Below are 14362 nucleotides of genomic sequence, written 5' to 3'. Positions count from 1 at the left end.
ATCATGGTATTTGAAAGACCTAGACCACGTAACTCAAATCAATCTAATTCCCAAGCAGTTAATAGACCTACTAGAAACAATCCTCCAGCTAATGATCATAGAGATGGTAATAGAGGCGGTCATGGGGGTAATAATAATGATAGAAATAATAGAAATGGTGGAAATGGTGGAAATCAACCACCTATACCTTCTCCCTGGTTAAACCCAGAAAATGAACCTCAACCACATCCAGAGGCGAGTTTTGTAGAATATTTGCGTTGGATGCGAATTCCTTGCAGCAGCGCTTCGCTATCGCCTAATCATGATTATAAAGACCCCACCAAAGTACAAATATTACAAATGGCCGAACAGGGGTCAAAATATTCCCAGCGGTTACAACAACTAACAAAACGTACTGAATTAATAGCCCAAAAAAGTTTTAAAGTCCAATGTCCTTGGAGAATTAGAGTAGGTGGACATAGAGGACCAGAAAGTATTTTATTACCCGCTTTTGATGCTTTGGGTATTCCTTATATTCCCTCTAGCACCCTGCGCGGTGTGGCCAGAACCCAAGCTATCAGGGAAATCATGGCTAAACACAACATTGAATGGCAAGAAGCAGAAAAACAAATTGCCCTCTATTTTGGTTCATTAGAAACTCAAGATCAAGCCAATCAAGCGGGTAAAGTTGTATTCTTAGACGCTTATCCTTTACCAAATCAAAATCAAAATGTATTAGCTGTGGATATGGCTAATAATATTTGGCAATGGGATAATAATTCACCCAATAATACACCTAAATATAGCCCCAATCCTAACCCATTTTTCAGTTTAGAAAAACCCATGTTTTTGATTGGGTTACGGTTAGCTAGTAATTGCCAGGATAACGACATATTAGAAAAAGTCAAACAGTGGTTAATCAAAGGTTTACAAGCTGGTTTAGGTTCTCAAGTTAACACTGGTTATGGTCAATTAAATCCCGCAGGAAAACTTGAGAAGAATCATGAATTTTTTAGAGTTGAATTTGTTATAGAAGGCCAGTTAATACATGGTAGACAGAGGTTTAGAAATGTTAACCAACCTTATCAAAGGGGAGATGATGGTAGATTTAGAACTGATAATAATGGTAAGTTAAGAACTGACAATATAGCTACTTCAGAAGTCCGCCCGGTGGCCTTTAAATCAATGTTACGTTATTGGTTTAAAACCTTTGCACTAGGAATTTTAGAACCTGGACAAGTTCAAGAATGGGAAGCTAAAATATTTGGTGGTATTACTCCCCCTAATCAAAAATTTGGCTGGTTAATGGTCAGAGTTTTAGAAGGAAAAACTATTAGAGATAATGCTGCAAGTCGAAATGATAATTTTGGTGAACAATCAGGAATACTCACATTAAACTATTCACCGGAAATTCCCCAATCTCAAAAACAGAATTTAGAGAAACTAATCAAAAATCTCACCTGGTTAATGTTTCATTTGGGTGGTATTGGTCAAGGTGCAAGAAGACCATTATATTCTCGAAAAGATCGTAATCCTCCCCGTCCTCCTTGGTATCGTGGCTGTAATTTAATTACTGAAAGTGATGATATTTTTTGGACATTACCAGATAATACTCAACAATTTCAAGAATTATTCAAAACTAAAATCAGGAATTTTTATGAAGCATTACAAAGGTTAGGTGTGAATTTTAATTCTCGACAATTAAGAACTTGTGGAATAGTTAGAAATAACCAATGGACAGAAGCAATAGACGCAAATTGTCGCATCTTTGTATGTTCTGGAGATGAAAAATTCGGTAAATCTTATGCCCTATCAGTTTTACATAGTGATGAACTAAAATTTCATGATAATTATGACGGTAATCTTTGTGGCAAAACTCAAGGTAATCAGGTTATTCCTTCCCCTGTATGGATTGCAGATTTAGGAAGTTACCAAGTAGTCACAGTATTTGGTGCTAATGAAAATCCACGCCGAAAATATTTAGAAAAATTACAAAATAAACTGCAAATCTTCCCATTATGACAACCACAAATAACACAAATCAAGTTAGCACCCTGATCATTACCGTAGGAACTCGACAAATAGGCTGGCGGTGTCAAGATGGTATCATTCGTTCCTTTGGTGCAGATGGTAATATTAGTTATCCTCCACATATCAACGAACTCTATCAAGAACTAGGAATAGAACGGGGTAAACATGAAGACGAAGATGGTAAAACCTATCCTTGGAGTGGTCGAGATTTAGGTAAAAGATATTATGATTACTGTCAGGAATGGTTAGGTGGTGATTTTAGTAATGTGGAATTATTGTTAGATAAAACTGTCATTGCAGGAGGAGTAAAACAAGGCTTAAAACATATTATCCTATGGGGAACAGACCAACCGGAAAGTATTAGTTGGAATTTTCGCAGATTAGATACTTTATGGTTAGCAGAATTAATGAAGGGAAAAATTAAAAGTTTATTTCCTAATATTAGGGTTGATATTCACGCTCCAAAAATTAATGCTGGTAATAGTCATGAAATTCGAGAAGAATTAGAACAACTGGTTTTAAAAGAAGCTATCAATGCTAACGAAAATCAAGAGTTTGTTCTCTGGATTCAAACTAAAGGATGTACCCCTGTAATTGCTTCTAATGTAGAAATTTGTGCAGCCGCTTTAGTACGTCAATATCAAGTATTTAATGCTAGTCCCGATGAACCAAAGGAATTTTTTACTACCTTAGAAAATGGTTTAATTACTGCTAATCATTCCCAGAATTTTCAACTTATTACGATGAGTGAATATTTCTGGGCGTTAGAAAAAGTAAAAATTAAATCAGCTTGGGAAAGAGGTGATTTTTCAGAAGCCCAAATTTGGCTAAAAGTTCATGAAAGTCGTCATTCAGTATTATATAAATTAGCTGGTTTTTTAGCAAAATACAATAATTGGGAATCTGAATCTAATCATGATTTTTACCCAAAACTTAAAGATTGGATAGGTTGTAATGATGTTAGTAAAATAACTGATTCACAACAAATCATCAATTGGAAAACTCAACTGCAAAAAATACAAACTGATGATCTTAGCAAACTTTGGGAATCAACAATCATCTTAGAACTTTCTCTAAAACGAGAAAATTACACCACTGCATTTATTCAGTTTGTCCAATTGTTAGAACAGTTATTATATATTCAATCAACAGCCCAAAATTGGACTGCTAAAGGTTGGATAGTAAGTAATCAAGATGAACCAAGTCTAGCAGAATTAATGCAAGGTTGGTGTATTTACAAAAAATTCAAAGAAGATAATAAATGGTCAAAATTGTTAAAGGCTATTAGAACAAAGCGCAACGAAATTATTCATAAAGGGGAATCTATAAATTCAACAAAAATCGGTAATATTTGGGCTAATAATAAATTTTCAGGTGTATATATGCCAACAACTTCAGAAAACATTAAAAAACTGATGACGGATACATTCAAAGAAATCAGCACTCTTCCCAATTTGAATAACTTATTAATGCGTTCTTTGTATCAGTGGGGATTGCAATATTTAGAGGATGCAAATTAACTAGCGATACTTGCGGTAAGCTATGCTAACGCTTCTGGTAACTTTAGTAATTATTAGTGATCTCTTTAAGCAGGGGAAAGTGGTGCAGCGAGATTTGTTAAGTGAATAGCATTCCTACCCCAATCGTCAGAAAATATCTAGATAAAAATCCTGATTTTAGCTGTATCATATTCCATAATTACTTATATATAAAACAATAAATACCATAAATTCCATAAATAGAGTTATAGTTGAAAACTAATTGATCTCTTGATTATTTTGGCATAATTTTGTATTTTTTGAACAAAATACTATTATGATATAGCAGTTGCCATGCTTGTGAGGTACAAAGTTTTTTAGTTTTAGGGAACTCTGAACAGGGAACTCTGAACAGGGAATAAATTCGTGTGTACTTCATGAGACTGGGAAACGCTATAAGTAGAAAGTAACTTGTGTAAACTCTTATGCAACAACGAAAAATTTTTACTTGGCGATTATTTTACCAGGGACTATGTTGTTCTGTGATTACAGGACTTTATGCTTGCAATAATCAAGCAAATTCTGGTATAAATCTGGAAAATTTTAAGATTGGTGCCAATGTGACACAAATTCAGAAAATCAGCCGCAAAGATGACAATACTACAATTTATATTCAAGGTAAAGTAGAAAAAACCGCTCCTTTAATTAAAAAAAAAGCATATCAAATTAGTGATTCAACTGGTAAAATCTGGGTGATTACTAATCAGAGAAACCTGGGAATTGGAGAACAGGTAATATTCAAAGGTAATGTTAAGTACAAAAGTATTCCTCTGGACGGAAAAGAATACGGGGAAATTTATTTAGAGGTCAAGTAATTTATGAACGGTCAATTAGTGAATGTATCCGTTGCTATTCTCTATCGAGAGAATAAGTTTTTGATGCAATTACGGGATAATATTCCTAATATTATAGCTCCTGGATGTTGGGCTTTGTTTGGTGGACATATCGAACCTGGAGAAACTCCAGAAATAGCGGTTCAACGAGAAGTTATGGAAGAAATTGGTTATGAATTAACGGCTTTTTCTCAATTTGGAATTTATAGCGATCAAAAAGCTGTTCGTTATGTCTTCCAAGCACCCTTGTTAGTACCATTAGATCAACTTGTACTTTCTGAAGGTTGGGATTTAGATTTGTTAACAGCAGAAGATATCCAGCAAGGGAAATATTTTTCTCAAAAAGCAGGAGAAGTAAGACCTTTAGCAACTTTACCTCAAAAAATCATGTTAGATTTTATCAAAACGCTATAAAATGATAGTGTGGGCTGTATCACTTAGGTAATCAAAAGCTTTGAAAATGAAAACTTTTTTTAATTGCTTTTCCAAAAACTTAGATTATTACTTAGATTATTAATAAATTCCATGGAATCACAACCAGAGAAAAAACTAGCAAATTTACCGAAATGGCTAAATATAGGATTAGCATTTCCTATAATTATTCTTAATGGATGGTTATTAATTCAATTTATTAACTATTTTCAACCTTTAGTGAGTATTATTTCTATTGCTATTCTCCTAGCTTTTGTTTTAGATTATCCGATTAAACTTCTCCAAAAACGTGGAGTACCTCGTATTTTAGCTGTTGTAGTAGTATTGCTATTATCTATTATAATTTTAGGTGCAATTGGGGTTATTTTATTACCACTTATTCTGGAGCAATTGAATGAATTAGCTAATCTTCTTCCCTATTGGATTGAATCTGGAACTCAACAAATAGAAGCTTTACAAAATTGGGCATCCACACAAAAATTACCAGTCAATTTAAGTGGTTTGGCTGCTGAATTTTTAGGGAAAATATCTGCTCAACTTCAGTCTTTTACTGGAAAAATATTAGGTTTTGCTTTGGACACTATTGGAAATTTATTTAATTTAATCATAACTATAGTTCTGACGATTTATCTAGTTTTGAATGGTGAAAGTTTATGGGATGGAATTTATCTCTGGTTTCCTGCACATATTACTAGGAAAGTTAGGGAGTTACTGCGGGAAGATTTTAATAATTATTTCATAGGTCAAGCTACATTAGGTGCTATTTTAGCTATGACTATAACACTCGCATTTGTATTGTTACGTGTGCCTTTATCATTACTTTTTGGCTTAGGAATTGGTTTATTTTCCCTATTTCCTTTTGGAACAGGTATTGGTATTGGTATTGTTAGTTTATTAGTGTCCTTAAAAGACTTTGGTTTAGGTTTAGAAGTTGCAGCTATAGGTGTAGCTATTGACCAAATTAATTCTAATATTGTGGCTCCACGCATTTTAGGAAATTTAACTGGTTTAAATCCTGTATGGGTGGTAATTTCTTTATTGATAGGAGCAAAATTAGGAGGTGTGGTGGGTTTATTAGTTGCTATTCCTCTAGCTAGTTTTATTAAAGATATTGCTGATAATTGGCGCAATGGTGAATTTAAGGAAACCTCTGTTAATGTTGATATTGAATATCTAAAAGAATCATAAATTATGGAAAATCTGATTTATTGGTTTGGTGGATATTTATAAAAAATTCTGCCATATTAACTGCATATCTTATTTTTCAGATCTTATTTTTCATAAATGGGATGTAGTTGAATATGCAAAAAAACAAGAAACTGATTACAATACTCAAGATCAAATCTCATTCCTTTGTCTAACTATCATGGAAAACTTTGTTTTTTATAATCCTGTTAAAATCCTGTTTGGTAAAGGTCAAATTGCTAACATTGGTACAGAAATTCCCCCAGATGCTAAAATCCTGATTACCTACGGGGGAGGTAGTATTAAAGCCAATGGTGTTTATGATCAGGTAAAATCAGCATTAGCGGGACGGAATGTATTTGAGTTTGGCGGTATTGAACCTAACCCCCACTTAGAAACTTTAATGCAAGCCGTTGAATTGATACGCAAAGAAGGTATTGACTTTCTCCTCGCAGTGGGTGGTGGTTCTGTCGCGGACGGAACTAAATTTATCGCTGCTGCTGTTCCTTTTATAGGCGACCCTTGGGATATTTTAGCAAAGGGTGCGCCTGTAACTGCGGCTTTACCAATGGGGGTGGTGTTGACCTTACCGGCGACCGGTTCGGAAATGAATACAAACGCGGTTATTACCAAGTGGGAAACTCAAGAAAAGTTATATTTCGCCAGTCCTTTGGTATTTCCTAAATTTTCAGTTCTTGACCCGGAAACAACTTTTTCCCTCCCTCCTAGACAAGTTGGTAATGGTATTGTTGATGCTTTTACTCATGTCATGGAACAATATTTAACCTATCCGGTAAATGCACCACTACAAGACCGCATGGCTGAATCAATTTTGAAAACTTTGATTTCAGAAGGACCAAAAACTTTAGCAAACCCTACAGACTATGATACTAGAGCAAATTTAGTTTGGTCAGCAACAATGGCCTTAAATGGGTTAATTGCGGCTGGTGTTCCCCAAGATTGGACTACTCATATGATAGGTCATGAATTGACAGCTTTACATGGCTTAGATCATGCTCAAACTTTAGCGGTTGTCTTACCTAGCACTTTAACAATTAGACGCGATCGCAAATGGCAAAAACTTCTACAATATGCAGATAGAGTCTGGGATCTTGTCGGTGGTTCAGAAGAGGAACGGGTGAATACAGCAATTAGTAAAACTCGTGATTTCTTTGAATCAGTTGGGGTGCGTACTCACTTATCTGATTATGGTGTGGGGTTAGAAACTATTCCCGCAGTTATTGAGAATTTAGAAAAACATGGGATGACAGCTTTGGGAGAAAATAAAGATGTTAACTTGGAAGTTGTTGAGCAAATTTTAGCTCTTTGTGCTTAGAAATTAAATTGGTAGGGTAACGATAAATATTGCTTGATTTAGGGTGAAAGGGAAAGAGGAAAATGATCATAAACAAATATTTACTCTTTACCCTTTAACCCTTTCCATCACAAAGCAATTTTTAAAATCTACAATTTGAAAGACAAAGATTTTCTATAATTCAACCAAAATGGTACAAGTAATCCAAAAAGCTCTGACATTAGATGAGTTTCTGCAACTACCAGAAACGAAACCTGCAAGTGAATATATTGATGGTCAAATCATTCAAAAACCCATACCACAAGGAAATTATCATATTGAACATTTTAAACCTCAAGGTATAGATGAAACTGTGAGATTTGATTATTTTAATCTTATAGTTTCCTGTCAAGGAGAAGATCAACAACCCCGTGTTCCTGTACATTGTGGACATCAAAAAGATAATTGGTATGATGAAAAGTTGTTAGTTTCACCGTTAATAGCAAATTGTGCAGGGTTTTTTAAATATTCTGCTGCTGGTGAAATTTTACCGACAGAAGAAACTAATAAAAAACTTGCTGCTGAGACAACAATAGAAAAATTAGCTTTGAATATTCCCAATTTAAAAAGAATGCGTCAAGCTGCAATTGATGCAGAATTAAAATTATTAGAAGATGAAGACTTTAATGAAGAGGAAATCAGGAATATTATTAAGGATTATTTAGAATTGAATAATGACGGAAAGTATCAACCATTTTGTGTTACTATTGTTTATATTTTGGAAAATTATTACTGTAATTCAATTGATCCAGGTTAAAACATATTTCGTGGACAATAAGCAGTATAATAATATAAAGATATTAAGGAGCTTACATATTCCATGCCAACTATTAAACAAAGATTTACTGTAATTCTTGAAAAAGAAGACAATGGGTATGTTTCCCTGTGTCCAGAATTAGATATTGCTAGTCAAGGAGATAGCATTGAGGAAGCAAAAGATAATTTAAAAGAAGCAATTGAATTATTTTTAGAGTTTGCTTCACCTTCAGAAATAAAAAATCGTCTTAAAAGCGAAATTTTTATTACTAATTTGGAGGTTTCTGTTGGGTAAGTTACGCTTACTATCAGGTAAAGAAATCTGCAAAATTTTACAAGACAATGGCTTTACAGAAGTTAGACAAAAAGGAAGTCATATTGTCATGCAAAAAGCAATAGAAGACTCTACTTTGACTGCTATTGTACCTAACACTCATCTGTTAAACTTGGTACATTAATGTCAATTATTCGACAATCTCAACCACCTCGTTCTCTATTTGAATAATAATTTTATCTCCAATCTCCAATCTCAAATCACTATGACACAACAACCGATACAAGTAATTGGCGGCGGACTTGCAGGAACAGAAGCAGCATGGCAAATAGCCCAAGCGGGCGTGCCTGTAATTCTTCATGAGATGCGCCCTAAACGCTTCAGCCCTGCCCATCATACCGAAAATTTAGCCGAATTGGTCTGTAGTAACTCCTTTGGGGCTATGGCCAGCGATCGCGCTGCTGGTCTATTACACGCAGAATTACGGCAACTTGGTTCTATTGTCATCTCTAAAGCAGATGAACACGCAGTCCCCGCTGGTGGGGCTTTGGCGGTGGACAGAGGACAATTTGGGGAAGATTTGACCAAAACCCTAGCCAATCACCCTTTAATTGATTTTCGACGGGGGGAAGTTACAGCCATTCCCGAAGGTATTGTCGTTTTAGCTTCAGGACCCTTAACCAGTCCCGATTTAGCCGCAGATTTACAACGATTTACGGGGATGGAATACCTCAACTTTTTTGATGCTGCAAGTCCCATTATTGCGGGAGATTCTATCAATAAAGATATTGTATTTATGGCTTCTCGCTATGACAAAGGTGAAGCAGCTTATCTAAATTGTCCCATGAATAAAGAGCAGTATTTACAATTTAGAGAAGCACTTTGTCAAGCCGAACAAACAGAATTAAAAGACTTTGAAAGAGAAACAGCGAAATTTTTTGAAGCTTGTTTACCAATTGAAGAAATGGCAAAAAGAGGGGAAGATACCATGCGTTATGGACCTCTCAAACCAGTGGGTTTATCCGATCCTCGTACTGGAGAACGTAATTATGCGGTAATTCAATTGCGACAAGAAGATAAAGCTGGTCAACTTTGGAATATGGTAGGATTTCAAACTAATTTGCGTTGGGGTGAACAAAAACGAGTATTTCAAATGATACCTGGGTTAGAAACAGCCGAATTTGTCAGATTAGGAGTAATGCACCGCAATACTTTTTTAAATGCACCTCAGTTAATGTTAGCAACTTTGCAATTTAAACAACGTCCCACCTTATTAGCTGCGGGACAATTAATCGGAACAGAAGGTTACACTGCTGCATCTGCGGGAGGTTGGTTAGCGGGAACAAATGCTGCGAGATTAGCTTTAGGAAAAGAACCGTTAATTTTACCTATTACAACCATGATGGGGGCATTATTTGAGTTTATCAGATCCGCTGCACCAAAACATTTTCAACCCATGGCTCCTAACTTTGGAATTGTCCCAGATTTGGGTGTAAAAATCAAGAGTAAACCTGAAAAATATGGACGTTACCGCGATCGCTCCTTAGCAGATTTAGCAACTTGGAGAAGGGAAAACTTACCCATTTTAACTGAAGAGGAAAAACATAGCTAATTTGCATAGCTAAAATTTGTCAAACTTTTGTGGGGTAGACTTCTTTCTCTTGTGGGGTGGGCTTCTAGCCCGCCATAATAATAAAATTTACATAAAATTTACAAATGACGCAAAAACCTCTCAACCCCTTATTTCTCCGTGTTCTCTGTGGTTTGTTATTATTAATACATAAATATGAAGTTGTATAGAAAGACCGTATTAAGAATAATTAACCGCAGATAACCGCAGATAACCGCAGATAAACACAGATAAAAGCAGATAAATAATGATGATCATTCTGTGCAATCTCAGATAAAATTGCTATAAGTCCTAAAAATCAAGGTTAAAATAACGAAATTAAATTTTATGCAGTTAGAAAAAATTGTCAAAACAACTCACCAACAAAGTGTTTCCCGGTTCAATTATCAAATTAGATCATGGCTTAACATTAATTCACCAAGAGATATCCACTACACCAGTGGTAGTAGCTGACGTTTGGGTGCGTGCAGGTGCTAACCTAGAACCAGAATCTTGGTTTGGAATGGCACATTTCCTAGAACACATGATTTTTAAAGGCACTCCCAACCTGCTTCCTGGGGAATTTGATGATCACATCGAAAAAATTGGCGGTGTCAGTAATGCGGCAACAAGCCACGATTATGCCCATTATTGCATTACAACCGCTGCTAATCATCTAGAACATACTCTACCCCATTTAGGGGAATTACTCCTGAAAGCAGCCATTCCTGACGACGAATTTATCAGGGAACGGGATGTGGTGTTAGAAGAAATTCGTGGTTATAATGATGATCCCGATTGGCTGGGTTTTCAATCTCTGGTTAAAAATGTTTACCAAAACCACCCTTATGGACGTTCTGTCTTGGGTACTGAGAAAGAATTGATGCAGCATTCTCCGGAGGCTATGCGTTGCTTTTATCGCAGTTATTACCAACCAGAAAATATGACTGTGGTAATTGTGGGGGGAATTGGTGAAAAAGCTGCTCAGGAATTGGTAAGCCGTGTATTTGCGGATTTTCCCAAACGGCATAGTTGTCCCCAAGGCAAAGTTCCAGCCCCGATAATTAAAGGCATTCGTCGTCATGAGTTAATATTACCGAGATTGGAACAAGCCAGGTTAATGATGGCTTGGAAAGTACCAGGTGTAGAAAAATTTCGGGCTGTTCATGGTTTAGAATTATTATCAGCGCTATTAGGGGCAGGCAGAATTTCTCGCTTAGTATCTGATTTGCGGGAAGATAAACAACTTGTTCAAGGAATTTCCTGTGATTTTTCTCTACAACAAGAATCAAGTTTATTTACAATTACAGCTTGGTTAGAATCAGAATATCTGCAACGAGTTGAAGATTTGATTTGTTCCCATTTACAAGCATTGCAAAATCAAGAAATTAGTCAGCAAGAATTAAATCGCATTCAGAGGATTTTATGTAATGATTATGCTTTTTCTACAGAAACACCAAATCAACTAAGTAGTTTTTATGGTTTTTATCATACTATAGCCCAAGCTGAATTGGCTGTTACTTATCCCCAAGAAATCCGGTCTTTCAATGCTCAGGAATTGCAAAAAATAGCTCAACAGTATCTTTCTCCAGCTAATTATGCTGTGACAATTCTCCAACCTTGTTAATTATTAACCTGTGAAATTAAGAATGCAAAGTATTAATAGTCCCTCGCTCATTCATCGTACCGTATTAAGTAATGGCATTGTTTTATTAGTATCAGAAAATCAAGCCGCTGATATTATTGCCGGACGGATTTTTATTCGTGCTGGTAGTTGTTATGAACCACGAGAAAAAGCTGGTTTAGCTCATTTGTTATCAGCAGTAATGACAAAGGGTTGTGATGGTTTATCAAGCTTAGAAATTGCTGAAAAAATTGAATCTGTGGGAGCTAGTTTAGGTACAGATGCAGCTACAGATTATTTTTTGCTATCTTTAAAAACAGTAACTGCCGATTTTGTTGATATTTTAACATTAGCCGGACAATTATTGCGATCGCCTACTTTTCCTGAAAATCAAATAGAATTAGAAAAACGATTAGCAATTCAAGATATTCGTTCCCAAAAAGAGCAACCTTTTCACCTAGCTTTTGAACAATTGCGTCAGGTAATGTACTCAAATCATCCCTATTCTATGTCAGTTTTAGGGGATGAAACAACTATGAGCAGTATTACCCGTGCTGACTTAGTTGAATATCATCAAACTCATTTCCGTCCTGATAATATTGTAATTAGCATTGCTGGACGCATTACAGCAGAACAAGCAGAAAAGCTAATTACAAAGATTTTTGGTGACTGGAAAATACCCACTTCTGTCAAATATACTCTTAATTTATCACCAATTATTGCCTCACCCAAACCTTGTCTACAACCCTTAAATACACAACAATCAATTATCATATTAGGTTATTTAGGACCATCAGTAAATAACCCAGAATATGCCGCTCTTAAATTGCTTTCTAGTTATTTAGGTAATGGTCTTTCTAGTCGTTTATTTGTAGAATTGCGAGAAAAGCAGGGTTTAGCTTATGATGTATCTGCTATTTATTCTACCCGACTATTTCCCGCTGCCTTTATAGTTTATATTGGTACTGCACCAGAAAATACCAAAATTGCTTTTCAAGGACTCCGCCATGAAGTAGAATTATTATGTAACACCGAACTATCAGCAGCAGCATTACAAACCGCTAAAAACAAAATTATCGGTCAATATGCTTTAGGTAAACAAACTAATGGACATATTGCTCAAATATATGGTTGGTATGAAATTTTAGGTTTAGGAATTGAATTTGATCAACAATTTCCCGAACTAATTAATAATGTCACAGCAACGGAGGCAATTACATCTGCTCGTAAATATTTACAAACACCATACTTGTCTATAGTTGGACCAGAAGAAGCTATTGGGACTGTCATTTTTTAACATCTTCATCTCATTAATCTCAAAAAAACCTGAAATTGCGGAAGTTGGGTTGACCCAAGGAAACCCAACAAAATCTGCTCGCCCTCAGTGTCATATAATATAAGCATAGGAAACTTATATAAAAGTTATAAAAGTTCTATGAAAGTTAGTCACATGACAAGTATCCCCAAATTCAGAGCCAATTGTTGTTATTGTTTACTATTGTTAATAACAACACCCCTATTAATTAGTTCATCTGCATTAGTATCAATAGCACTGCCATTTAAAACCGCTCAATCAAACCCAGAAACGAAAATTAACCGTCCTCTCCTAAAACTGGGTAGTCAAGGGGAGCGCGTTACCGAACTTCAAGCAGCTTTGAAGATTTTAGGCTTTTATACGGGAGATGTAAATGGTACGTATCAACAAAGTACAGCTATGGCCGTTTATCGCTTTCAGCAAGCTGCTGGGTTAAATCCGAATGGTAATGTAGATAATATTACTTGGCAAAGACTATTTCCCAGTCCTGCAAATATCTCTTCATCACCTAATACTATCAATAGTATTACTAATATTCCCAGTCAAATAAATAATAAACCCAAAATTAATAACCCAACTATCAAACGCACAACCCCGGCAAATAAAATTCAACCAACTCCTATTAATCAGCAAATACCTGGTATCCAATATACAACCGAGGGATGGCCAATTTTGCGTTTAGGTATGAGTGGTCCAGAAGTAATTAAGTTGCAAAAACAATTACAAAATATAGGGTTTTTAACTGGTAAAATAGATGGGTATTTCGGAGTATCCACGGAAACAGCAGTCAAATCTGCTCAACTCCGTTACGGACTAGAACCTGACGGTGTAGTTGGTGGTGGTACATGGAAAGTTTTTGTAAAACGCACTTCCCAATAACGATAAAAATATGAAACACTTCCTCTTGACCTGGCTTGGTACTGCGGTAGCATTGTTAATTACAGCTAAAATCGTCCCTGGTATCATTCTCAGTGGCTTTACTGCTGCTTTAATGGCCGCTATTGTCATTGGTTTAGTAAATGCCATTATTCGCCCTATTTTGCAGATTTTAGCATTTCCTATCACCTTCATCACTTTAGGCTTATTTACATTTGTAATTAATGCCTTAACTCTATGGTTTGCGAGTTCCATAACTCCCGGTTCTGGGTTTGAAATTCGGGGTTTTATTCCCGCTTTTTTCGGTTCAATAGTCCTATCAATTGTTTCTGGTATTATTAACCAAGTTGTTAATACAATTGATTAAATATCAATTCTTAATCACTTTTAAATTGTGGTGCGGGCATCCTGTCCGCTATAATTATACAAATTACAGCAGTTTCCGAAGTTATGAGGTACAGTTAGTAATAATAAAGATAATACTGTCATGAAAGCATATTCAGTGGATCTCCGAGAAAAAATAGTTGCAGCCCATATTGAGGAAAAAATATCAATT

14 protein-coding genes are annotated in these 14362 nt (G+C 35.6%); all 14 read left to right on the top strand.

The annotated features are described in order from the left end of the window. Nucleotides 1-3 precede the first annotated feature (3 nt). Entirely contained in the window at nucleotides 4-2001 is a 1998-nt protein-coding gene (cmr6, locus tag FFO06_RS17490; RefSeq protein WP_137909181.1) for a type III-B CRISPR module RAMP protein Cmr6, read from the top strand. Beyond that, nucleotides 1998-3530 carry a hypothetical protein gene (locus FFO06_RS17485; RefSeq protein WP_137909180.1) on the top strand — a complete coding sequence of 511 codons (1533 nt, stop codon included), beginning with the start codon at nucleotides 1998-2000 and terminating at the stop codon, nucleotides 3528-3530. Before cmr6 ends, FFO06_RS17485 begins: the two co-directional genes overlap by 4 nt. Before the next feature lie 443 nt (nucleotides 3531-3973). Further along, nucleotides 3974-4363, top strand: a complete 390-nt coding sequence (locus tag FFO06_RS17480) for a hypothetical protein (protein ID WP_137909179.1) — start codon at nucleotides 3974-3976, stop codon at nucleotides 4361-4363. Between the two features lie 3 nt (nucleotides 4364-4366). Next, the gene (locus tag FFO06_RS17475) at nucleotides 4367-4795 is read left to right on the top strand and encodes an NUDIX hydrolase (protein ID WP_137909178.1); all 429 of its coding nucleotides are present in this window, start codon (nucleotides 4367-4369) and stop codon (nucleotides 4793-4795) included. 111 nt (nucleotides 4796-4906) lie between these two features. Then, nucleotides 4907-6001, top strand: coding sequence for an AI-2E family transporter (locus tag FFO06_RS17470; RefSeq protein WP_137909177.1), 1095 nt, complete (start codon nucleotides 4907-4909; stop codon nucleotides 5999-6001). Nucleotides 6002-6179: 178 nt separating this feature from the next. After that, nucleotides 6180-7334, top strand: coding sequence for an iron-containing alcohol dehydrogenase (locus FFO06_RS17465; protein WP_137909176.1), 1155 nt, complete (start codon nucleotides 6180-6182; stop codon nucleotides 7332-7334). 169 nt (nucleotides 7335-7503) lie between these two features. Next, the gene (locus tag FFO06_RS17460) at nucleotides 7504-8109 is read left to right on the top strand and encodes a retron system putative HNH endonuclease (protein ID WP_137909175.1); all 606 of its coding nucleotides are present in this window, start codon (nucleotides 7504-7506) and stop codon (nucleotides 8107-8109) included. A 63-nt stretch (nucleotides 8110-8172) separates the two neighbouring features. Then, nucleotides 8173-8403, top strand: a complete 231-nt coding sequence (locus FFO06_RS17455; protein WP_137909174.1) for a type II toxin-antitoxin system HicB family antitoxin — start codon at nucleotides 8173-8175, stop codon at nucleotides 8401-8403. Beyond that, nucleotides 8396-8566, top strand: coding sequence for a type II toxin-antitoxin system HicA family toxin (locus FFO06_RS17450; protein ID WP_236097176.1), 171 nt, complete (start codon nucleotides 8396-8398; stop codon nucleotides 8564-8566). The genes FFO06_RS17455 and FFO06_RS17450 overlap by 8 nt, the downstream gene beginning before the upstream one ends. A gap of 81 nt (nucleotides 8567-8647) precedes the next feature. Beyond that, nucleotides 8648-9994 (top strand): FADH(2)-oxidizing methylenetetrahydrofolate--tRNA-(uracil(54)-C(5))-methyltransferase TrmFO, encoded by a 1347-nt coding sequence (trmFO, locus tag FFO06_RS17445; protein WP_137909173.1) that lies wholly within the window; start codon nucleotides 8648-8650, stop codon nucleotides 9992-9994. A gap of 385 nt (nucleotides 9995-10379) precedes the next feature. Further along, nucleotides 10380-11618 carry a M16 family metallopeptidase gene (locus FFO06_RS17440; protein ID WP_137909191.1) on the top strand — a complete coding sequence of 413 codons (1239 nt, stop codon included), beginning with the start codon at nucleotides 10380-10382 and terminating at the stop codon, nucleotides 11616-11618. 22 nt (nucleotides 11619-11640) lie between these two features. Continuing rightward, nucleotides 11641-12912, top strand: coding sequence for a M16 family metallopeptidase (locus tag FFO06_RS17435; protein ID WP_137909172.1), 1272 nt, complete (start codon nucleotides 11641-11643; stop codon nucleotides 12910-12912). Nucleotides 12913-13050: 138 nt separating this feature from the next. Then, the gene (locus FFO06_RS17430) at nucleotides 13051-13809 is read left to right on the top strand and encodes a peptidoglycan-binding domain-containing protein (protein WP_137909171.1); all 759 of its coding nucleotides are present in this window, start codon (nucleotides 13051-13053) and stop codon (nucleotides 13807-13809) included. 10 nt (nucleotides 13810-13819) lie between these two features. Then, nucleotides 13820-14173 carry a phage holin family protein gene (locus FFO06_RS17425; protein ID WP_137909170.1) on the top strand — a complete coding sequence of 118 codons (354 nt, stop codon included), beginning with the start codon at nucleotides 13820-13822 and terminating at the stop codon, nucleotides 14171-14173. Nucleotides 14174-14362: the final 189 nt, after the last annotated feature.

Source organism: Dolichospermum planctonicum, assembly GCF_005402965.1.
In the GTDB taxonomy this organism is placed as follows: domain Bacteria; phylum Cyanobacteriota; class Cyanobacteriia; order Cyanobacteriales; family Nostocaceae; genus Dolichospermum; species Dolichospermum planctonicum.
Note: the sequence above shows the minus strand (reverse complement) of the source record. Positions and strands in the feature narration are given on the sequence as shown.